Origin of the sequence: Allobosea eneae (genome assembly GCF_042657265.1) — a bacterium.
Classification (GTDB): domain Bacteria; phylum Pseudomonadota; class Alphaproteobacteria; order Rhizobiales; family Beijerinckiaceae; genus Allobosea; species Allobosea eneae.
The window spans coordinates 162,384-182,736 of sequence record NZ_JBHSLW010000029.1; the positions used below are offsets into that span (position 1 = coordinate 162,384).

General features: G+C 65.8%; 18 protein-coding genes. 12 read left to right on the top strand and 6 right to left on the bottom strand.

Features of this window, described 5'->3' with window-relative positions:
* Positions 1 to 220 precede the first annotated feature (220 nt).
* Positions 221 to 343, bottom strand: coding sequence for a hypothetical protein (locus ACFPOB_RS18705; RefSeq protein ID WP_377799873.1), 123 nt, complete (start codon positions 341 to 343; stop codon positions 221 to 223).
* A 538-nt stretch (positions 344 to 881) separates the two neighbouring features.
* Here ACFPOB_RS18705 and ACFPOB_RS18710 point away from each other — a divergent pair.
* Together ACFPOB_RS18710 and ACFPOB_RS18715 are read left to right on the top strand one after the other, a co-directional pair.
* Positions 882 to 1,955, top strand: coding sequence for a GNAT family N-acetyltransferase (locus ACFPOB_RS18710; protein ID WP_377799874.1), 1,074 nt, complete (start codon positions 882 to 884; stop codon positions 1,953 to 1,955).
* Between the two features lie 10 nt (positions 1,956 to 1,965).
* Complete coding sequence (locus ACFPOB_RS18715) at positions 1,966 to 2,964, top strand: glycosyltransferase family 2 protein (protein ID WP_377799875.1); 999 nt, start codon at positions 1,966 to 1,968, stop codon at positions 2,962 to 2,964.
* On the opposite strand, the gene ACFPOB_RS18720 is transcribed toward ACFPOB_RS18715, so the two are convergent.
* Positions 2,948 to 4,186 (bottom strand): lipopolysaccharide biosynthesis protein, encoded by a 1,239-nt coding sequence (locus tag ACFPOB_RS18720; protein WP_377799876.1) that lies wholly within the window; start codon positions 4,184 to 4,186, stop codon positions 2,948 to 2,950. The two genes, ACFPOB_RS18715 and ACFPOB_RS18720, sit on opposite strands and share 17 nt — an antisense overlap.
* A 414-nt stretch (positions 4,187 to 4,600) precedes the next feature.
* Here ACFPOB_RS18720 and ACFPOB_RS18725 point away from each other — a divergent pair, with 414 nt between their 5' ends.
* The 8 genes from ACFPOB_RS18725 to ACFPOB_RS18760 are packed head-to-tail and all read left to right on the top strand — an operon-like array spanning position 4,601 to position 14,126.
* A complete protein-coding gene (locus ACFPOB_RS18725) occupies positions 4,601 to 6,040 on the top strand; it encodes a GumC family protein (RefSeq protein ID WP_377799877.1) in 1,440 nt (479 codons plus the stop codon).
* Positions 6,037 to 7,362 (top strand): O-antigen ligase family protein, encoded by a 1,326-nt coding sequence (locus tag ACFPOB_RS18730; RefSeq protein WP_377799878.1) that lies wholly within the window; start codon positions 6,037 to 6,039, stop codon positions 7,360 to 7,362. The genes ACFPOB_RS18725 and ACFPOB_RS18730 overlap by 4 nt, the downstream gene beginning before the upstream one ends.
* Positions 7,355 to 8,170 carry a polysaccharide deacetylase family protein gene (locus ACFPOB_RS18735; protein ID WP_377799879.1) on the top strand — a complete coding sequence of 272 codons (816 nt, stop codon included), beginning with the start codon at positions 7,355 to 7,357 and terminating at the stop codon, positions 8,168 to 8,170. The genes ACFPOB_RS18730 and ACFPOB_RS18735 overlap by 8 nt, the downstream gene beginning before the upstream one ends.
* Positions 8,167 to 9,393 (top strand): glycosyltransferase, encoded by a 1,227-nt coding sequence (locus ACFPOB_RS18740; protein WP_377799880.1) that lies wholly within the window; start codon positions 8,167 to 8,169, stop codon positions 9,391 to 9,393. Before ACFPOB_RS18735 ends, ACFPOB_RS18740 begins: the two co-directional genes overlap by 4 nt.
* Positions 9,393 to 10,607, top strand: a complete 1,215-nt coding sequence (locus tag ACFPOB_RS18745; RefSeq protein ID WP_377799881.1) for a glycosyltransferase family 4 protein — start codon at positions 9,393 to 9,395, stop codon at positions 10,605 to 10,607. The genes ACFPOB_RS18740 and ACFPOB_RS18745 overlap by 1 nt, the downstream gene beginning before the upstream one ends.
* Entirely contained in the window at positions 10,607 to 11,512 is a 906-nt protein-coding gene (locus ACFPOB_RS18750) for a methyltransferase domain-containing protein (protein WP_377799882.1), read from the top strand. The genes ACFPOB_RS18745 and ACFPOB_RS18750 overlap by 1 nt, the downstream gene beginning before the upstream one ends.
* Positions 11,509 to 12,753, top strand: coding sequence for a glycoside hydrolase family 5 protein (locus ACFPOB_RS18755; protein ID WP_377799883.1), 1,245 nt, complete (start codon positions 11,509 to 11,511; stop codon positions 12,751 to 12,753). Before ACFPOB_RS18750 ends, ACFPOB_RS18755 begins: the two co-directional genes overlap by 4 nt.
* Before the next feature lie 8 nt (positions 12,754 to 12,761).
* Complete coding sequence (locus tag ACFPOB_RS18760; RefSeq protein ID WP_377799884.1) at positions 12,762 to 14,126, top strand: acyltransferase family protein; 1,365 nt, start codon at positions 12,762 to 12,764, stop codon at positions 14,124 to 14,126.
* Positions 14,127 to 14,170: 44 nt separating this feature from the next.
* Here ACFPOB_RS18760 and ACFPOB_RS18765 read toward each other — a convergent pair whose 3' ends face one another.
* The 4 genes from ACFPOB_RS18765 to ACFPOB_RS18780 form a co-directional block, all read right to left on the bottom strand.
* Positions 14,171 to 15,724: a SpoVR family protein gene (locus tag ACFPOB_RS18765; protein WP_377799885.1), complete on the bottom strand. Its 1,554-nt coding sequence runs from the start codon at positions 15,722 to 15,724 to the stop codon at positions 14,171 to 14,173.
* Positions 15,721 to 17,040 (bottom strand): YeaH/YhbH family protein, encoded by a 1,320-nt coding sequence (locus tag ACFPOB_RS18770; protein WP_377799886.1) that lies wholly within the window; start codon positions 17,038 to 17,040, stop codon positions 15,721 to 15,723. The genes ACFPOB_RS18765 and ACFPOB_RS18770 overlap by 4 nt, the downstream gene beginning before the upstream one ends.
* 18 nt (positions 17,041 to 17,058) lie before the next feature.
* On the bottom strand, positions 17,059 to 19,005 hold the full coding sequence (locus tag ACFPOB_RS18775) for a PrkA family serine protein kinase (protein WP_377799887.1): 1,947 nt from the start codon (positions 19,003 to 19,005) through the stop codon (positions 17,059 to 17,061).
* A gap of 214 nt (positions 19,006 to 19,219) precedes the next feature.
* Positions 19,220 to 19,522, bottom strand: a complete 303-nt coding sequence (locus ACFPOB_RS18780; protein ID WP_377799889.1) for a thioredoxin domain-containing protein — start codon at positions 19,520 to 19,522, stop codon at positions 19,220 to 19,222.
* Here ACFPOB_RS18780 and ACFPOB_RS18785 point away from each other — a divergent pair.
* Together ACFPOB_RS18785 and ACFPOB_RS18790 are read left to right on the top strand one after the other, a co-directional pair.
* Positions 19,508 to 19,942 (top strand): hypothetical protein, encoded by a 435-nt coding sequence (locus ACFPOB_RS18785; RefSeq protein WP_377799890.1) that lies wholly within the window; start codon positions 19,508 to 19,510, stop codon positions 19,940 to 19,942. The genes ACFPOB_RS18780 and ACFPOB_RS18785 overlap by 15 nt on opposite strands.
* A complete protein-coding gene (locus tag ACFPOB_RS18790; protein WP_377799891.1) occupies positions 19,942 to 20,259 on the top strand; it encodes a c-type cytochrome in 318 nt (105 codons plus the stop codon). The genes ACFPOB_RS18785 and ACFPOB_RS18790 overlap by 1 nt, the downstream gene beginning before the upstream one ends.
* Positions 20,260 to 20,353 lie beyond the last annotated feature (94 nt).

The window sequence follows — 20,353 nt, forward strand, 5'->3', positions numbered from 1 at the left end:
CAACACCGACTACCCCCGCGACGGCGCCCGAGCCTCAAATATTCGGCTGATCGAAGATATTTCTGCGAGCGGGATCGCTGTCAGGTGCGTGTAGAGAGCCTTTGCCAAATGAAATCCGGCTCGCAAGCCTGACTGCATCGTTGCCCGACAGATCGACATGCTCCTGAGTGAGGCCGACGCCGGCCCTGCCGAGAGGCTGGCGCCCGTTTCAACGCCCTGTTCAAGCCGCTTCGAGATGGCCGACACCGTCGACCAGCATGTCGCAGCCGCGGCTGGCGAGGCCCCATTGACGGGTCAGGACACTCGCCGCAGTGGTCAGAGCGCCGCCGGTCGTCAGGGCCATGCCGAGAACCTTCCGGCCGATACCTGCGCCGGCAACGGGGTCGAGTTCGGCATCGGTCAGGGCAATGGTGGTCTAGCGAGCGGTGTCGAAGGCGTTGGTGTTTGTCATCGTCCGATTCCTCTTGCTGCCGGCCGGTGGCTTGTTCGTCCGGCCTGATGAGAAGGCATATGCGACCCGAGCTTACACACGCCTTCCAGCTTGGCGGCCGCGCAACACATCCTGTCGCGCCGGGCCGAAGGACCGCCGATCGGCCTGTGCCAGACTGGCCAGAACGACCTATCCTATTTTTACAGATCGATTACGAATTGACCGTATAGGTTGCATAACACGGCACGAAACGCTCGGCTGGATGCCCTTCGCCATCCTACGAGCGCCGGCGTGCCGGCCCCAGGACGAGGTGGGCGAAGATGCCTGGTTACCGCATTCCCCTCCCGAGCCCGCTCCGCGACGCAAGCCTGGCGAGCGCCCTTTGATGCGGCCGATCGAGCCGCAGACCGCAATCGGAGCGCGCGTTTCACGCAAGGGTTCGGTCAGGCCCATGCGCCCCGCCGATGTGCCGGCAGTCGCGCAGCTGTTCCTGAAAATCTTCAGGGGGGCCGACAGGCCGGCGGATATGGAGCTTCAGCACTATCTGGGAGGCCTGACCCTGGCGTCTCCAGCCTATGACGAGACGATGGGCACGCAGGTCTACCAGCAGCAGGACGGACGCATCCGAAGCGCGCTGCTGGCCGTGCCGATGCGGTTCGTCGCCTGCGGAACGAGCTTGCCGGGCAGGCTGCTCGGCGTCTTCATGAGCGACGCCGACAAGGAGGCTGCCGGCGCGGCACAACTGATCCTCGCCTTGCGCCCCAGACGTGCCGATTTCGCCTTCTGCGACAGCGCCTCGCCCATCAGCCGAAGCCATCTCCTCGCCATCGGCGGCAAGCCGGTTCCCGTGCAGAACCTCGAATGGACGCGCAGCTTCCGCCCCGTCGGGGCCTTGACGCAACGCTTCGCCGAGCGGTTCCTGCGCGGCAGGTCTTTCGGCCTCCCTATCGTCGCGCGCCCGTTCGACAGTCTGCTGCGGCAGCTTCGGCCTGACCAGGATGCGCCGGAAGCCGCCGTAGCGAGCGTCACGGACATGTCCATTCCGAATTTCCTGGACCATGCCCCCAGGCTCATCGCCCACTACAGCGTGCGGCCGCTCTGGGCGCGGGAGGAGCTCTCCTGGCTGGTGTCGCTGGCGGCGCAGAACACCCGGCTCGGCGCCTTCACGATCCGCGCCGTCGTCGACCACCCAGGGACGATCATCGGCTGCTTCGTCTACTATGCCGCGCCGGGGCGAACCGCGCGTGTCCTCAACGTCCTGTCGCTACCCGGCCGCGAGACTGTCGTGCTCGACGCGATGTTCCGCCATCTCGACGAGACCGGCCATGTCGCGGCGCGCGGTCGAGCGCAGCTCGCCCTGATGGCCGGACTCTCGCTGCAGCGCTGGCTCGTCTTCCGGCACCGGGCGTTCGCCATGGCTCTGACGCGGGTTCCCGAGATCAACGACGCGGTCGCGCGCGGCGACGTCTATCTCGGCGGCCTCGCCGGCGAGGATTGGAGCCGGCTCCTCGACGATTTCCACTGAGGCGGATACGATGGCGGTCTCGGTCATCCTCAAGACGTTGAACGAGGAGGCGAGGGTCGGCGCGGCGATCGAGAGCGTGCTGACGGCGCTTGAAGGCATCGGCGGCGAGATCATCGTCGCCGATGGCGGCTCGCGCGACCGCACGCTCGCCATCGCCGCGCGCTACCCCGTCCGTGTCGTCCAGCTCGAACCGGCCATCCGCCCAAGCTGCGGCATCGGCCCCCAGCTCGGCTTCCAGTACAGCCGCGAGCCGTTCATCTGCCTGATGGACGGCGACATGCTGCTCGATCCCGATTTCCTGCCCGAGGCCCTCGCCTATCTCGACAGCAATCCCCGCGTTGCCGGCGTGACCGGCCATGTCGAGGAGATGAACGACACCAGCCTCGAATACATCAGGCGCGGACGCCGGGTCTCACCCGAGCGCCGCACCGGCGCGATCGACCGGATGAACGGCGGCGGCCTCTATCGCAGAAGCGCGGTCGAGCAGGCCGGCTATCTCTCGGACCGCAATCTGCACGGCTATGAGGAGTTCGACCTCGGCCTGCGCCTGCGGGCGCGGGGCTGGAGCCTGCACCGTCTCGACCGCCGCTTCGTCCGTCATTTCGGGCATGCGATCAACGCCTATAGCCTGCTGCTGCGGCGCTGGAAATCGGGCTATCTGCGTGGGATCGGCGAATTACTGCGCGCCGCGCTCGGCAAGCCGCAATGGCGGCGATTGATCGAGGACCTGCCCGAGCTGAAGCTCTGGGCCGGTGTCTATCTCTGGCTGATCGCGATGATCGCGCTTCCATTCGCCTTGCCGAGCCCGGCCATGGGGCTCGCGTTGGACGCCATCCTGACCGCCGGGATCGTCGGCGCGATGAGCCTGCGGCAGCGGAGCCTGTCGCTCGGCCTGTATGCGGTCGTCGCCTGGGTGTTCCACGCCGCCGCCTTGCCGCTCGGCTTCTTCCAGTCACGGAAGGCTCCGGAAGCCTGGATCGAGAGCCGCATCGTCAAGGACCTGTCATGACGGGGCTTGCCCGCGCATGCTCGGCCGCATGCGAGCGGCTGCGCCGTGCGAGCCGAAGCAGCGCGAGCCACGCTGCCAAGACGATGGCCCCGTCGACCGCATAGAGCGCGATGAAGGTGCCGATCGGCGCCGCCTGCGAGGTCGCCGCCGCGATGACCACGCTGCCCAGCAGATTGGCGCCGTTCAAGATCCCGGCCCGCACATCCTGCCGACCAGAGGCGCCGAGCAGGTCGATCGCAGCCGCCCAGGCAGCGATCAGGACGATGCTGCCGGACAGGCAGCGCACAAAGAACGGCAGATCGAGATAGTCGCGGCCGAACAGGGCTGGAAGGGTGGACGACAGCAGGAACAGGGTGAGGCCCGTCAGCACACCGAGGGCGAGCGCGGCGATCAGGGCCCGCTTGGCGATCGGCAAAGCATGGTGCAGGCCGTTACGGCTCTCACGTGCCAGCCGCGGATAGAGCAGCCGGTTGAGCGCGTCGATCGCAAGGTAGCTGCTGTCGATGATCCGCCTGGCGACCCCGTAGCTGCCGACCGTTTCGATCGAGGTGAACAAGCCGATCGCCAGCAGGTCGATATTCGAGCGGACGGCTCGGCCCACGAATTGCGAGCAGAACAACAATCCGGAGCGCAACTCCGCGCGCAGAATGGCGAAGCGGGGCCGGCCGAGAGGCGAGAGCCAGATGGCTCCGACCAGGGCGTAGAGAAGATTCCCGCCGCATTGCCAGAGCGCCCAATCCGCCAGGCTCGAGACCCGGAACACCAGGCAGCCCAAAGCCGCGGCGACCATGCGCCCAAGCGCGAAGCCGACGACGGCGCGATTGGCCGCCTGAACCCGGCCGAGGCCGAGGAACACCGTTTCGACGAGAAGGATCACCCGCACGAGAACGACATTGCCGAGGAACAGCAGCGCCAGGGTCGTCATGTCGACCGAGGGGCCGGAGCCGATGCGAGACCATGACGACATCGCCGCGACGCCGCCAATGACGAGTACGCCCCCGCTGAAACCGATCAGGAGAAGATTGTGACCGAGCAGAAGGGCATAACTGCCGGGATCTCGCGATAGGCCACGGAGCAGGCAGTCGGACGCGCCGAGGCCGCAGAGCTGAATCGCGACCGCCGTTACAGCCGAAATCTGCACGAACAAGCCGAATTCGGCCGGCCCGAGCGAGCGAGCCAGGATGGCGAAGGTCACCAACTGCGACAATGCGGCGGACGCCAAGGCCCCACCCGACAGCAAGTAGCTGAAGAGAATTGGGCGACTACGCCGAATTCTGTCGCCGATGTCCTTCAAGCATTCGTCCAATAGCAGCTCCCTGCGGATGTCCGTTCCGTATTGGGCGAGATGCGTGGCCCCGCTCGGTAAGGTTAACGTTTAATTAAATAAACCACCATAGGTTGCATAATTGCAGAAGAACGCGGCAATCTCAACCAGTAATTGCAGTCCTCGAAAGACTAGCGGATACGGGGAGAGCCATGGCCACGATTGCAACCGCCAGCCTTGCGCCGATTTTCGGTGCGTCGGGCCATGCAGCTTCGCCAGCGAAGGCGCGCATCGTCCGCCCCACCCGCCTCGCCGAACCAGAACGGCCTGGCGTCTCGGGTCTCGGGCTTTCCCGCTGACGCAGGCCCCGCCATGTATCTCATGACCGACACCAGCAAGACGCGGCCCGGAGATGAGTTTCCCTATCGACAGACCGTCGAGCAGGGACCTGCGTCCGCCCGCTCGATCAATGCCGTCCAGGCCCTCGGGTGGCTGCGGCGCGGCTGGCTCTGGGTCATGATCGCCGCGCTGGTCGGCGCCGTTGCCGCCGTCGGCGCCACACGTCTCCTGACCCCGCGCTTCACAGCGACGACGGAGCTGACGATCGCGCCGTCAAACCTGCTGATCGCTCCCAACGACCTCTACGCGGCGAATATCCAGAGCGACAGCCAGATCCTGGATGTCGAGAGCAAGATGAGGATGATCACCTCGGGCAACGTCCTGCGCCGTGTCGTCGACGTGCTCGCCCTGAAGAGCGATCCCGAGTTCGCAGGTAAGCCGCCGCTGCTCGGCCTCCTGGGCATTTTCGATCAATCCCAGCCTTCCAGCAGCGGAGCCGATGTCGCCGCGGCCTTGGCCAAGCGCATCACCGTCACCCGGCAGGAACGCTCTTATGTCGTCTCCCTGTCGGTCTGGGCGAGCGAAGCGGCGCTGGCGGCCAGGCTCGCGAACGCCGTCGCAGACACCTTCCGCGAGGAGGTCGTTCGGGCCGATGCGGAGCGGGTCGGCCGTGCCGCGCAAGGGCTGACCGCCAGACTCGCCGAGATCAAAGCCGCCGCGACCGAGGCCGAGGACCGGGTCGAGGCCTTCCGCCGCGACCATGGCCTACAACAGAACACATCGCGGCAGGCGCTGAGCGCGGAAGCCCTGGAGCGGATGAGCGGCAAGCTGACCGATGCCAAGGCGCGCCTCGCCGAGGCGCAGGCACGCTATGCCGAGGTCTCGCGGGCCGTGTCGCAGCATGGTGCGCAAGGCGGCGGCGTCCAGTCACAGACCCTGGCCGGGTTGCTCGCCGACGAGGCGGCCCTGCGCCGGCAAGTCGCCGTGCTCTCCAAGACCCTGGGGCCACGCCATCCCTCGCTGACGAGCGTGCTGACCGAGGCCGATGCCCTGGCCAAGGCGATCAGATCCGAGACCGAACGTCTGCGGCGCACGGCCCGGATCGAGGTCGATCAGGCCAGCAAGGCGCTCGATGCGCTGACCGGCGAGACACGCCTGCTGCGCGGCAGCGTTGCGATCGACGACCAGGCCCAGGTGAAGCTGCGCGAGCTCGAGCGCGAGGCCAGCGCCAAGAGCGCGCTCTACCAAACCTTTCTGACCCGGGCGGGGGAGGCCGCCCAGCGGCAGCAGATCGACGCGACGGATGTCCGCGTGATCACGGCCGCGGCGGCCCCGTCGCGCGCAACCTGGCCGCCTCGCCCGATCGTCGCGGCAGCGGTGGGCATGCTTCTGGGCCTGCTGCTGTCGGCGAGCGCACTCCTGGCTCTCGGCTATCTCGGCGAATTCCGGTCCGGCGGGAGCACAGCTCGATGACCCAGACGAATGATAGGCGCGAGACCGCGACCGCGGGCACCTTGGGCGCCCTGCTCTTCACGGCGACATTGCTGTTCTACCTGGTCACGCTGACTCCCTTCGTCGACCTGTCGGCGGCCAGCACGAGCGACGCCGCGACGGCCAAGTCGAGCACGATCAATCAGTTGATCTATCTTAGCCTGACCGCGGCCCTGTGGCTGACCGTCTTCAACTCGCCCAGGCGCCATCTGGTGGCGCGCCCGCGCGGCCTGCTGATCGTACTGTTGTTCTGGTTCGCGGTCGTCTCGGCGTTTTCGGCACAGCCCGATCTGGCCCTGAAACGCGTCTTCCTGGCGATGCTCACCATCATCAACGGCAGCATCCTTCTGCTGCTGCCACGTTCGGAGCGCCAGTTCGCCGGCATGCTGACGCTCTGCTGCCTCGGCGCGCTGGGGCTCGCTTATCTCGGCGTGGTGCTGATGCCCCAGCTCGCCATCCATCAGGCCAGCGAGGTCCGCGAACCGATGAATGCCGGGCTCTGGCGCGGCCATTTCGCCCACAAGAACGTCGCGGCCGCGGCCATGGTGATCATCAGTTTCGCCGGGCTTTACCTGTTCGGCACCGGCCGCCGGCTCCTCGGTGGGGCGATCGTGCTGCTGGCGGTCGTGTTCCTCACCCGCACCGGCGGAAAATCCGCCGCCATGGCCCTGCCCGGCATTCTCGCCATCGCCTGGGTTTTCGAGCGCTGGCGCACGATGCGCACTCCGATGGTCGTCATCGGCATTGCCGCGGTCAACATTCTGACGATCGGCTGCTCGGTGTCTCCGGCCATGCGCGGCCTGGTCGCCCAGCTCGGCATCGATCCGAGCTTCACCAACCGCACCGACATCTGGAAGATCGGCGCCGGCGCCGCGCTGGACAATCCGCTGACCGGCTACGGCTTCCAGCTCTTCTGGCAGACCGACGCGATGGTCCACAAGGGCGGGGCCGCAGCGAGCTGGGCGTTCGCCGCCTTCAACGGCCACAATGCCTATCTCGACATGGCGATCACCACGGGCCTTCCCGGCCTCGCCTTGACGCTGATCCTGCTGGTCTGGCTGCCGCTGCGCGACATTGGTCGCGCCGAGGCCACCACGAACGACCCCGCCCTGACGCGCTTCTTCGTGCGGATCTGGCTCTACGGGGTCCTGGTCGCCTGCGTCGAGAGCCTATTCTTCCAGTCGGGCAGCCTGATCTGGTTCATGCTGGTCGTCGCGATCTTCGGCCTGCACCTCCAGGCGAACGCACATGAGATCAAAGAGCCGGCTCATCATCGCCGCAGCATCGAGCCGGCCCATGTCTAGCGCAGCCACGTTTCCACCGTCACCCAAACGCCTGTCGCGTCTGCCGACCCTGATCGACCGCTTCGCCGGGCGCCTGGAGAACCGGCTGCTCCGGGTCGCGCCATGGCAAGTCATGCAGGTTCCGACAGACGAACCGATCGTCTCCTTCAGCTTCGACGACGTGCCTGCTTCCGCCCTCGAAGTGGGCGCGTCGATCCTCGAAGCCGACGGCGTGCGTGGCACCTTCTACATTTCCGGTGGGCTGCAGGGGCGCATCGAGCCCGGCCGTACCCTGATCGACCAGACCGGCTGCAGGGAGCTCGCGGCTCGTGGTCATGAGATCGGCTGCCACAGCCATGCCCATCGCGACCTACGACACGTCGACGGCGATGCCCTGGTCGCGGACCTCGCCCGCAACGCCCGTTACCTGGACGCGATCGATCCCAAGCCGGGCCGGCGCAATTTCGCCTATCCCTACAACAGCGGCTCCTTCGGGAAGCGGGCGATCCTCGCGAACACCTTCCGCAGCTGCCGTGCCGGGGGCGAAGGGATCAATCGCGGCCCGACGGATCCGACCTTCCTGCGGGCGGTCGAGATCCGCCAGCCACAGCAGCATGTATTGGGGCTGGCCCGCTGGATCGATGCGCTGGTCGCCGATCCCGGCTGGCTGATCTTCTTTACGCACGACATCTCGCCGCGGCCCACGCCCCATGGCTGCACGGCTCCCGGCTTCCGGCTGCTGGTCGGCTACGCGCTTGCGCGCGGCTGCCGGGTCCTGACCGTCGACGCGGCGCTCGACCGCATGGGGCTGCGGGAGCAGGCGAAATGACACGCGCCCGGCGGCTCCTGGCCATCAACAACTACTTCTATCGACGCGGCGGTGCAGAGAGCGTCTTCCTCGACCATATCGAGCTGTTCGCCGCGGCCGGCTGGGAGGTCGTGCCCTTTGCGATGCGGCATCCCGCCAACCTGCCGAGCCGCTGGTCCGACTACTTCGTTTCCGAAATCGAATATGGCGGGGCCGGCGGACCGCTCACCAAGGCCAAGCAGGCCGCCAAGATCATCTTCTCGCTGGAGGCCCGCCGACACATCCGCGCCCTGATCGGGCGGGCGCCGCCGACGATCGCGCATGCCCACAACGTCTATCATCACATCTCGCCGTCGATCTTCGGCGCCCTCAAGGCGCAGGGCGTGCCGCTGGTGATGACGGCACATGACCTGAAGATCGCCTGCCCGGCCTACAAGATGCTGAGCCAGGGCCGCGTCTGCGAGCGCTGCCAGGGCGGACGCATCCACAACGTCTTGCTTCATCGCTGCGTCAAGGATTCGGCGCTGGTGAGCGGGCTCGTCCTCCTGGAGACCCTGGTTCATCGCAGTTTCGGCCTCTATCGCGACACGATCGACCGTTTGGTCGCCCCGAGCCGCTTCTACCGCGACAAGCTGGTCGAATGGGGCTGGGATGCCGGGCGCATCGCCTACATCCCCAACTGCATCGATGCGGACGCGTATTCGCCGGCACGCGATGAAGGCGACTATATCGTCTACGCCGGCCGGCTCGCGCCCGAGAAGGGGCTGGCGACGCTGGTGCGCGCCACGGCCCTGTCACGCCAGCGGCTGGTGCTGGCCGGCAGCGGCCCCGAAGAGTTTGCCCTTCGCAAGCTCGCACAGGAGCAGGGCGCCGAGGTCGCCTTCACCGGCCATCTCGACAAGCCGGCACTGAAACGGCTGATCGGCGAGGCGCGCGCGCTGGTCCTCCCCTCCGAATGGTACGAGAACGCGCCGATCAGCGTCCTCGAAGCCTATGCACTCGGGCGCCCGGTCATCGGCACGCGGATCGGCGGCATTCCCGAACTGGTCGCCGACGGGCAGACGGGCCGCCTGGTCGAGCCGGGCAATGCTGTGATGCTGGCCGATGCGCTCGCCGCCCTTGCAGATCTCACTCCCGCCGCCCGCGCCGCCTTGGGCGGCGCCGGTCGCGACTGGGTGCTCCAGGAGTTCTCGCCCGGAAGATACCGCGACCGCACCATGGCTCTCTACGAGGCGCTCGGCTGATGTACACCCTGATCCCACCAATCAGTGCCACTCCGCCTGAGCGAACCGTGATCTTCGTCGGCCTGCGCGGCATTCCGGAGATCCAGGGCGGGGTCGAAACCCATGTCGCGGCGATCTCCGCACGCCTGGCCGAGCGGGGCTGGCGCGTCGAGGTTCTCGGCCGGACCCCGTATCTACCCTCGCAACGGCCCTATACCTGGAAGGGCGTCACGGTCACGCCGGTCTGGGCGCCGCGCTCGCGCAGCTTCGAGGCGCTGGCGCATACGGCGCTCGGCCTGATCGTCGCGGCCGGGCGCAACCCGGACCTCGTCCATATCCATGCGATCGGGCCGGCCCTGCTCACGCCGTTCGCGCGCCTGCTCGGCCTCCATGTCGTGGTGACGCATCACGGCTTCGACTATGAGCGCCAGAAATGGGGGCGTCTCGCCAAGTCGATTCTGCGGGCCGGCGAAGCCATGGGCATGCTGTTCTCCCATGCCAATATCGGCGTGTCGAAGGTGATCGTCGACAGCGTCCGCCGCAGATTCAGCGTCGGCGCGACCTTCATCCCGAACGGCGTCGAGAACCCGTTTCCACAGCAAGATACCTCCTATCTCGACCGGATCGCGGTCACGCCGCGCCGCTATGTCCTCAGCGTCGGCAGGATCGTCGAGGAGAAGCGGCATCTCGATCTGATCCGCGCTTTCGCCCGCCTCGGCGATCCCGGCCTCAAGCTCGTCATCGCCGGCACGGCCGACCATGCCGGACGCTACCAGCGCGAGGTCGAAGCGGCGGCCGCGGCGACGCCCGGCGTGGTGATGGCGGGCTTCCAGCGCGGCGAGGCCCTGTCCCAGCTCTACCGGCATGCCGGGCTGTTCGTCCTCCCCTCAAGCCATGAGGGCATGCCGATGGTGCTGCTCGAAGCCCTCAGCTACGGGGCGCCCTGCCTGGCGAGCGACATCGATGCCAACCTCGCGCTCGATCTCGGCGCAGACAGCTATTTTCCGTTGGGCGACATCGCTGCGCTCGCCGAGGCTCTGCGCGCGAAACTCGCCGCTCCCAACCCGACCGAAGGCGCCGAGCGCGCCGCCCGGGTCCTCGACTCCTTCGGCTGGGGCGCGATCGTCGATCGCACAATGGAGGTCTACGAGAGCGCGCTTCTGGGCTGGAAGGCCAGCAGCCCGCGCCGCGGCAGGGCAGGCCTCGGGAGACGGGTCGAATTCGGGGGGCGTTGATGACACCCACACTGCGCAATCTAGAAATGACGATCCTCGGCCTCGGCTTCCTCGGCCTTGCCTGGGGCAAGAGCAAGCTCAACGGCTACACCACGCCGAACCGCGTGGCGAAATCGGACGAGGAGGGGAAGATCGACTATCTCCTCGACATCTTCGCCTCGCTGCGCCGCTTCCTGCCGCCGAAATTCGACCTGCGCGGCCGCGACGTGCTGGAGCTGAGCCCCGGCGCCTCGCGCGGCAACGGTGTGCTCTTCCTCGGGCTCGGGGCACACTCCTATCACGCCATCGATGCGTTCGACCTCGCGGGCGACGAAGCGCCCGCCTTCTACGACAAGCTGCTCCACCGCTTTGCCGAAGGCCGCGCGGCCGATCGGGACCGCGCCGGGTCCATCGCGCGTAGCGCCGGCGCACGCGAATTCGGCTATGCAGTCGGGCGCGACTTCGACATCCCGCGCCTAGCGCAAGGACGCAGCTTCGACCTGATCGTCAGCTGCGCCGCCTTCGAGCACTACGACAATCCGGCAGCGGCGATCGCCGGCCTGACGCAGGTCGCACGGCCGGGCTGCCGAACCGTCCACATCATCGATTTGCAGACGCATACGCGCTGGATCCGCGAGCACGACCCGAACAACATCTATCGCTATCCCGAGGCCATCTACCGGCTCTTCCGCTTTCCCGGCCAGCCGAACCGGCAGCGCCCTGCCGACTATGTCCGGAACTTTTCGGCCGAGGGCTGGAGCGATGTCTGCTTCATGCCGTCGCGCTTGATTGCTCCCCCGCTTCGCGAGGCCTCGCTGCGCGGCCTCGCCGCGCCCTTCACGGGGCGGGGCGACATGCTCGTTCTCGATGGCGCGCTGACGGCGCGCTATCCCGGACCGGGCGGCGATCGGGGGATTGCGTCATGACGAGCCGCCGCTCCGTCCTCGGCGGCCTTACCGGGATGGCTGCGCTTGCCGCGTTCCCGGGCATGCAAGCCACAAGAGCAGCCAGCGACGACATCCCGCTGTTCCGCCGCGGCATCGGCGTCTCGCATGCGCTGGGCTGGGCCGAGGTCGAGGCCGACGGCTCCTATGTGGCCGCGCCGTTCTCAGGCCCGCGTTTCCGCTTCGATCTGGCGCAGCGGCAAGCGATCCGGGCGGCCGGCTTCGACTTCGTGCGCCTGGCCGTTGACCCCGGTCCCTTCCTGGCCTTCACCGGAGCCGCGCGCGATCAGGTCGACGCTCTCCTGATTGGCATAGTCCGTGGCCTCGTCGAGGCCGATCTCGGCGTGATCGTTGATCTCCATCCGAGCGCGATGAATCCGGCTTATCGGCCTGCCGCGCTGACTGCAGGCGTCGAGACGCCGAACTTTCAGGCTGTACTTGGCCTGCTGCGGCGGGTTGCCCATCGTCTGGAGCAATCGGGGCAAGGCAGGGCGGTGACGGGCGCGCCGAGGCTTGCGCTCGAACTCATGAATGAGCCGGAACTGTCGCAATCGGCCTGGCAACCCATGCTCGAAGCCGCCTATCGGGCGGCGCGCAGCGGCTCGGCGACGTTGCCGCTGGTCCTGGGTGGCGGCGCGATGAACGCGGCAGCGGCGCTGACCCAGATCGACATGCGCCCGTTCGCAGGGGATGCGCGCCTGATCTACACCTATCACGACTATTCGCCCTGGCAATTCACCCATCAGGGCGTGCGCGGCAATCCGGCCTATGCGCTGAACGCGGTCACTTATCCGGCGCCGCAATCGGCCGAAGCGATGATCGCGGCAAGCCAGCGGCGTATCGGCAGTCTCGGCCTCGACGGTGCCGCCCTGGAGCAGGCGCGACAGGCGAAGCGGACGCTCGCACGCTATGCCGGCTTCGATCGATCGGCCCTCGAGCGAACGTTTCGACAGATCAGCGCTTGGCGCATCGCGCAGCGTCTGCCCGCCCATGCCATCCTGCTGGGCGAGTTCGGTATCCACCGGACGCCTTATCTGGATACGCCCGAGGGCGCGGCGGCGCGCGAGACCTGGCTGCGCGACATGCGCGAGCTCGCCGAGGCGCATGGCTTCGCCTGGGCCTGCTGGACCTATGCGGGGACCGGCGGCTTCGCGCTCGCCGAGAACGAGACCGGCCCGGGCTTCGACGTTTCGACCCGTCGCGCGCTGGGGCTGCTGCGATGAGCCCCGGCGTGCCGCGACAGCGTTACGCCCATCTCGACGCCTTGCGGGCGATCGCGGCGCTCGCCGTGATGGTCGAGCACATGTTCGGCGACCTGCTCAGGCAGGCTCCCGCCGCGACTGGTGCGATGCGGATTTTCGCCGGATCGGTCATCGAGAATCTCAGCCTCGGGCGGTTCGGCGTGGCGCTGTTCTTCCTGATCAGCGGTTTCGTCGTGCCGTTCAGCATCGCTGGCGAGCGGCCGCTCAGGCATTTCGCGATCTCGCGCGTGTTCCGGCTTTATCCCGCATTCTGGCTGGCGCTGGCGGCGCTGACGATGACAGCCTGGCTCGACGGGGATACGCCGCGAACGGCGACGGTGCTGGCCAACCTGACCATGGCGCCGCCGCTCTTCGGCCGGCCGTGGCTCTCGCCGATCCACTGGACCTTGTTCGTCGAACTGCTGTTCTACGTCCTCGTCGCGCTGCTGTTTTTCGCAAGGGCGCTGAGACATGTCGGCATCCTGCTCGGCTTGAGCCTGGCCCTGATCGCCGCGACGGTCCTGCCGGTGCAACTGCATGTGCACGGCATCGCCAGCCTGCCGGCTCAGTATCTCGGCATGCATCTGTCCTTCCTGTTTCTCGGCCTGTTGCTGCGGCTCTGGCTGATCGAGCAGAGGCAAGGGAGCGGGTTCGCGGCGTCGATCCTCATTCTCACGCAGATCGCCGGCCTTCTCCTGGTCACGCGCTTCTCGCTGGCGCGAGGGGACAATTTCGTCATGGAGGGGCTGAAGCCTGTCCTGAGCGCTTACATGCTCGCCATCGCGGTGTTCCTCGCCGCGATCGGGCTGGAGTGGCCGCGCTCGCGCCTGCTCGCGCGGATCGGTCTGATCAGCTATTCGATGTATCTATTCCACGGGACGGTGAACGGGCTTGTCTATCGCATCCTGCCCTTGACCGGACAGTTCAGCGACATCGGCACGATGCTGCTTTGCGTCAGCCTGACCTTGCTGCTGTCCTGGATCGTCTACCTCACGGTCGAGCGCCCGATGATCAGACTCGGCCGCTGGATATCGTCACGGCACACCCCTCTCCTCGCCCGGCCTTCTCAGTTCGCGGACGCGGTCCACGCCCGATCGCAAAGCCCGCTCGCTTCCCGTGATGCCGACATCCACGGCTCGGCGATCCATCGACCGTCGGCTTGCGGCGCCGTCGCGCCTGATGACGGATGCTCGCCGACGAGAGAAGCCGAGCCGACCTTGGACGATATGGCGCCGGCCAGCCATGCCAGCGACAAGCTCGTCGGCACGATCCTCGGCATCGCCATCGCCGCCGTCGCGCTGAGCTGGTTCGCGCTGCTCGGCTATGTCGGCTGGAAGATCGCCGAGTCATTGTGATCGCACGGATTGCCGGTAAGCGGCGAACCGGCGTGATCCGGCGACTATCCCGTCAATCCGCTGCTGGAGCGTTCATAGATCGTGCTCCCCGTCTGCGCATCGACGCCTTGTAGGCTGACTTCGTAGCCCCAGAGCCGCTGGACATGGCGCAGGGTCGCGTCGCAGCTGCCGCTGTCCAGCACGATGCCGTCGCGGACCTTGTGCTGCAGGCGCAAGTGCCGCTGACCGAGAAGGTCGACATCGACGACCTGGATGTCGGTATGGTTGGCGCCGATGTCGTATCTCTGCGCCAAAGCCGAGCGGATACGCTCGTAGCCGCGCTCGTTGTGGATCGAGGCGACGCTGTAGAACGACTCGTTCGCTGTATCGGAAAGCACGAACAATCGCCATTTCCGGATCAAAGCGGGGCTGAGATACTGGCGGATGAAGGACTCGTCGCGGTGATTGGCCCAGGCGTCGAGCAGGACCGTGCGCCAGTCGCCGCTCCCGGCAATCTCGGGAAACCAGTCGCGATCCTCCGCGGTCGGCTCAGTCACGATGCGGCGGATGTCCTGCATCATGTCGAGGCCGAGGGCATAAGGGTTTATGCCGGAGAAGCGGGGGTCGTCGAAGCCGGGCTGGAAGACGACGTTCGAATGGCTGCGCAGAATTTCCAGCATCGCGCCTTCGCCGATCCGACCGCGATCGAACAGCGCGTTCATCACCGTGTAGTGTACGAAGGTGGCGCAGCCCTCGTTCATCACCTGCGTCTGTCGCTGCGGATAGAAATACTGCGCGATCACCCGCACGATCCTGAGGATCTCGCGCTGCCAGGGCTCGAGGATCAGGCTGGTCTTCTCGAGGAAATAGAGCAGGTTCTCCTCGGGCAGATTGAGCGCCTTCTTGCGCTCGGCGATCAGGTCCGCATTTTCCGCCGCCGCCTTGGCGCCATCAGCCTGGCGCGGGAGCGTGCGCCAGAGGTCGTTATAGGAGCGCTCCTCATATTCCAGCCGCTCACGCAAGCCTTCGCGCTGCTTCTCGGAGGAGAGCCGGGGCGGGCGGCGATAGCGGAAGACGCCCTGGTCCATCAGCGCATGGGCGGCGTCGAGAACGGCCTCCACCGCCGCGACGCCGTGTTTTTCCTCGCAGCGGTTAATGTAGCTCTTGGCGAAATCGAGATAGCCCAGAATCGCGTCGGCATCGGTCCATTGCTGGAACAGATAGTTGTTCTTGAAGAAATGGTTGTGCCCCAGCGCCGCATGCGCCGTCACCAGGGCCTGCAGGGCCATGGTGTTCTCTTCCATCAGATAGACGATGCAAGGATCTGAGTTGATGACGATCTCATAAGCGAGACCGCGCCCGCCTTTGCGATAGAGCAGTTCGTGATGGAGGAAATGCTTGCCGAACGACCAGTGGCGATACATCAGCGGCATGCCAATCGAGGAATAGGCATCGAGCATCTGCTCGGAGGAGATGATTTCCATCTGCACCGGGTAGATATCGAGCCCGAGCTCCTCCTTCGCGACCGCCTCGATGACGTCGTAGGCATGCGACAGGGTCGCGAAGTTCCAGTCCGAGCCGGAGAACAGCAGGCCGGGTCTGGACGCCGCCCTCGTCATCGCCGTCTCCCAAGGCTGCGCTGCTGCGCCGGCTGGCGGGTGAAGAGCTGCCGGAAGACCGGGTAGATGTCAGCGGCCCTGGCGATGCGGCTCATGTCGAAGTTCGGCCAGCGCTCCTTGACCGCGAGATAGGAGCGCCAGAGCGAGGTGCCGTTGTCGGTTGAGCCAAAGATTTCGCTCTCGCGCTCATCGATGATCTCGACATAGGCGAAATACTGGCACATGCGCATGATCTTGCTATCCAGCATGCCGAGGCAGCGCTCGGAGTCGCTGGCGAGATTGTCGCCGTCCGAGGCCTGCGCGGCGTAGATGTTCCATTCCTGGCTGGGGTAGCGCTTGGCGATGATGCTCTGCATCTCCTCGAGCGCGGTCGAGACGACGGTGCCGCCGCTCTGCGTGCTGTAGAAGAAGGTCTCCTCGTCGACCTCCTGCGCCGTGTGGGTGTGGCGGATGAAGACGATGTCGGTGCGGTCGTAGCGCCGCTTCAGGAACAGGTGCAGCAGCACGAAGAAGCGCTTCGCCAGATCCTTCTCGCGCTCGCCCATCGAGCCCGAGACGTCCATAAGGCAGAACATCACCGCTTTCGCATTCGGCAGGGGCTGCGCATCGAAGCGGTTGAAGCGGATATCGACCGGGTCGACAAAGGCGATCACCTTTCGCCGGCGCTCCAGCCGTTCGAGCTCGGCACGCAAGGCGGCTGCCCTGGCACGAGCGGGTTCCGTCCCCTCGGCCTCGACCCTCTCCAGTTCAGCGAGGATGGCCTCGACCTCTGCGCGCTTGGGTCGCTGGAGGGCTATGCGACGGCCGAGACTGTTGCGCATTGTGCGCGCGACGCTGATGTTGGTCGGCGATCCGCTCGCCGAGAAGCCGGCCCGCCGCGACTTGAAGGCGAGTATCTCCTTGAGGTTGAGCTTGACCAAGTCGGGCAGCTCGAGATCCTCGAAGAACAGGTCGAGCACCTCCTCGCGCGAGAGCACGAAGCGGAAATCGTCCTCGGACTCTGTCAGGCCGGGCGATGATCCGGCGCCGCTGCCTTGGCCCGGCTTGGCCATCTTGTCGCCCGGCGAGAAATGCTTGTTTCCGGGCAGGACGTGCTGGCGCCGGCCGCTGTCCCTGGCGTCGCGGAAGCTCGGCTCGCTCGTGCCTTTCGCCGGCAGCGAAACGGAATGCTCCCCGTCCGCGTCGGCGATCTTGCCGGCGCGTATCTGCTCTTGCACGCTGCGCTTCAGCTCCGCGCGGACGCGATGCAGGAAGCGCTGGTGATTGCCCAGACTCTTGTCCTTGGGATTCAGCCGGCGGTCGATGAAGATCGGCATGGCACGCTCCGATCGTGGTCAGCCCGCCTTGTTGACGCGCATGTACCAGTCCACCAGGCGCCGGACCTGGCGCTCGGTATAGCCGCGCTCGACCATGCGCTGCACGAAGCCGTGATGGCGCTTCTCGGTCACGCTGTCCTGCTTGGAGCCGAAGCTGATCACCGGCAGAAGGTCCTCGACCTGGCCGAACATCCGCTTCTCGATCACCTCGCGCAGCTTCTCATAGCTGGTCCAGGACGGGTTCCGGCCGTTGTTCCTGGCCCTGGCGCGCAAGGTGAACTTCACGACCTCGTTACGGAAGTCCTTGGGATTGGCGATGCCCGCCGGCTTCTCGATCTGCGACAATTCGTTGTCGAGGACCTGCCGGTTGAGGAGCTGGCCGGTGTCGGGATCCTTGTAGTCCTGATCCTCGACCCAGGCGTCGGCATAGGCGATGTAGCGGTCGAACAGGTTCTGGCCATACTCGCCATAGGATTCGAGATAGGCCTTCTGGATTTCGTGTCCTATGAACTCGGCATAACGCGTGGCGAGTTCCGACTTGATGAAATCGAGATAGGCCGCTTCGGTTTCCTTCGGGAACTGCTCGCGCTTGATCGCCCCCTCGAGAATATACATCAAGTGCACCGGATCGGCGGCCAGTTCCTCGGTGTCGTAGTTGAAGGTCTGCGACAGGATCTTGAAGGCGAAGCGCGTGCTGACCCCGGTCATGCCCTCGTCGACGCCGGCAGCGTCGCGGTACTCCTGGATCGCCTTGGCCTTGGGCTCCAGCTCCTTGAGGTTCTCGCCGTCATAGACGCGCATCTTGGTGTAGAGCGGCGAATTCTCGAACTCGGCCAAACGGGTCGAGACCGAGAAGCGGCTGAGGATGTCGAGTACCTCCGGCGCACAGGGGCTGCCGGCGAGCTCGCTTTCGCGCAGCAGCTTCTCGTAGATTTGCCGCTCCTCGGTGACGCGCAGGCAATAGGGCACCTTGACCACCAGGATGCGGTCGAGGAACGCCTCGTTGTTCTTGTTGTTCTTGAACTGAAGCCACTCGGACTCGTTCGAGTGGGCCAGGATAATGCCCTGGTAAGGGAATGCGCCGAAATTCTCGGTGCCGTTGTAGCTGCCTTCCTGGGTGGCGGTCAGCAGCGGATGCAGCACCTTGATCGGCGCCTTGAACATCTCGACGAATTCGAGCAGGCCCTGCGTCGTCCTGTTCAGCCCGCCACTATAGGAATAGGCGTCCGGGTCCGACTGGCTGAAGTTCTCGAGCTGGCGGATGTCGACCTTGCCGACCAGCGTCGAAACGTCCTGATTGTTCTCGTCGCCCGGCTCGGTCTTGGCGATGCCCACCTGCCGCAGGCGCGAGGGGGTCAGCTTGACGACGCTGAACTTGGCGATGTCGCCGGAGAGCTCGTCGAGCCGCTTCGCCGCCCAGGGCGAGATCAGCCCGGTCAGGCGCCGCCGCGCGATACCGTATTTCTCCTCGAAGAGATCACCCATCCTGTCCGGACGGAACAGGCCGAGCGGCGATTCGAAGACGGGGCTGATCTGGCCGCCGACCTTGAGCGTGTAGAACGGACGCTCCTCCATCAATTTCTTCAGTCGCTCGGCCAGTGACGATTTGCCGCCACCGACGGGCCCAAGCAGATAGAGGATCTGCTTGCGCTCCTCCAGGCCCTGCGAAGCATAGCGGAAATAGCCAGCGATGCGCTCGATCGTATCCTCCATGCCAAAGAAATCGGCAAACGAAGGATAGATCTTGATGGTCCTGTTCGCGAAAATCCGACCGAGACGCTCGTCCCGGCTCGTATCAAATAATTTTGGTGTGCCAATCGCGTCGACCATCCGCTCCGCGGCGGAGGCGTACATGGACTTGTCTTCTCGACAAGCCAACAGGTATTCCTGCAGGCTCATCTCTTCCTGTGAATAGCTTCGATAATCTTCAGAAAATAAACGAAATACCTCGCTGTCCCGTTCCATTATGGTAGCCCTCCAGCGCCGGCCGGCCTTGCCGACAGTACGCCTGAAGAATCAACTGCCGACAAGTTCGCAGGTTCCGGCCAGATAGGGGCCCTTTGATGGCTGCTAGCGCAGGCTTCAACACCTTTTGAAAGCGGGCGCGCATCGCGCAAGCCGCCACGAGTCGCCAGCGGCGCAACCCGCCGGCCAGCTCCGCAACCGCGGAAGCCATCCTTTACACACCGTTCCTGACGGCGCGGAATTGGGCGATGAAGGCCGGCAGCTCGGGAAGCGAGGCCATCCGCGCGACCTCGCGCGCCATCGGCGGCTTCGCCGCCAGCCCGGCGGCGCTGGCGGGGAAGAAGTGGATCGCCGGCGTACCCTCGATGCCGTAATGCTTGGCCAGTGCCTTCTCGGTCAGCTCGCCGCCGCCAAAATCGGTGACCTCGCGCGGGCCGAGGATGTTGAGGTGCAGCACCGCGAAATTGTAGCGGATATAGGGCTCGATCGCGGGATCGGCGAGGTGGACGTCGTGCATGCGCCGGCAGGCCGGGCAATTACGCAGGCTCCGGAGGATAACGAAGCGCTTGCCGCTCCGGCTCGCATTGGTCAGATCCTCGGCGAGATCGAGGAAGCTGTCGAGAGACCAGTCTTCCTGGTAGAGCCCGTCCTCGCTGAGGCGCGCCTTGGCAAGAGCCGCCGCCGCCATGGCACCTATCTGCTCTACCTCAACGACATCGTGAAGGACGAGGACTTCGAACTGTCCGATAAGAACTTTACCAGTGTGAAGCTGCCCAACGCGGCCGCCTTCTACGACGACGACCGCAAAACCACGGAAAAGGCCTTCTGGGGCAAGGAGCCGTGCATGACCAACTGCAAGCCGGAGGCGAAGATCACCGGACAGGCGGTGATCCTCGACGTGACGCCGGACTCCAAGACCGCGTCGAAGGTCGACTGATGCGAGGAGCCGGCGCCGTCCGCCTTGCGGTGCTCGGGCTGCTACTGGTCTGCGCCCCAGCAAATGCCGCCGAAGACAAGGCACTGGGGGAGTATCTCTCCGCCGAATGCACCAGCTGCCATCAGAGCAGCGGCAAGCAGGTCGGCGGTATTCCAGCCATTGTCGGCCACCCCGCCGAGCAGTTCGTCGCGCTCATGAACGCCTATCGCCAGAGGCAGCGCGACAACCAGGTGATGCAGGCGGTGGCCGCCAAGCTTTCCAGCGAGGAGATCGCGGCGCTGGCGGCGTATTACGAGAGTCTGAAGCCCGGTCCTTAGAGCCCGTCCCGAAAGGGTTGAGCGACTGGGGCACTCGTGATTCCAAGGGGTTGTTCAGGCCATCTTGGAGCGAGCGATGTGGACCCCAGCCACT

Excerpts from the sequence above, each read along its gene's own strand:
- ACFPOB_RS18705 (WP_377799873.1), bottom strand. The coding sequence starts at position 343 with ATGGCCCTGACGACCGGCGGCGCTCTGACCACTGCGGCGAGTGTCCTG.
- ACFPOB_RS18710 (WP_377799874.1), top strand. The coding sequence starts at position 882 with ATGCGCCCCGCCGATGTGCCGGCAGTCGCGCAGCTGTTCCTGAAAATC.
- ACFPOB_RS18715 (WP_377799875.1), top strand. The coding sequence starts at position 1,966 with ATGGCGGTCTCGGTCATCCTCAAGACGTTGAACGAGGAGGCGAGGGTC.
- ACFPOB_RS18725 (WP_377799877.1), top strand. The coding sequence starts at position 4,601 with ATGTATCTCATGACCGACACCAGCAAGACGCGGCCCGGAGATGAGTTT.
- ACFPOB_RS18730 (WP_377799878.1), top strand. The coding sequence starts at position 6,037 with ATGACCCAGACGAATGATAGGCGCGAGACCGCGACCGCGGGCACCTTG.
- ACFPOB_RS18735 (WP_377799879.1), top strand. The coding sequence starts at position 7,355 with ATGTCTAGCGCAGCCACGTTTCCACCGTCACCCAAACGCCTGTCGCGT.
- ACFPOB_RS18740 (WP_377799880.1), top strand. The coding sequence starts at position 8,167 with ATGACACGCGCCCGGCGGCTCCTGGCCATCAACAACTACTTCTATCGA.
- ACFPOB_RS18745 (WP_377799881.1), top strand. The coding sequence starts at position 9,393 with ATGTACACCCTGATCCCACCAATCAGTGCCACTCCGCCTGAGCGAACC.
- ACFPOB_RS18750 (WP_377799882.1), top strand. The coding sequence starts at position 10,607 with ATGACACCCACACTGCGCAATCTAGAAATGACGATCCTCGGCCTCGGC.
- ACFPOB_RS18755 (WP_377799883.1), top strand. The coding sequence starts at position 11,509 with ATGACGAGCCGCCGCTCCGTCCTCGGCGGCCTTACCGGGATGGCTGCG.
- ACFPOB_RS18765 (WP_377799885.1), bottom strand. The coding sequence starts at position 15,724 with ATGACGAGGGCGGCGTCCAGACCCGGCCTGCTGTTCTCCGGCTCGGAC.
- ACFPOB_RS18770 (WP_377799886.1), bottom strand. The coding sequence starts at position 17,040 with ATGCCGATCTTCATCGACCGCCGGCTGAATCCCAAGGACAAGAGTCTG.
- ACFPOB_RS18775 (WP_377799887.1), bottom strand. The coding sequence starts at position 19,005 with ATGGAACGGGACAGCGAGGTATTTCGTTTATTTTCTGAAGATTATCGA.
- ACFPOB_RS18780 (WP_377799889.1), bottom strand. The coding sequence starts at position 19,522 with ATGCACGACGTCCACCTCGCCGATCCCGCGATCGAGCCCTATATCCGC.
- ACFPOB_RS18790 (WP_377799891.1), top strand. The coding sequence starts at position 19,942 with ATGCGAGGAGCCGGCGCCGTCCGCCTTGCGGTGCTCGGGCTGCTACTG.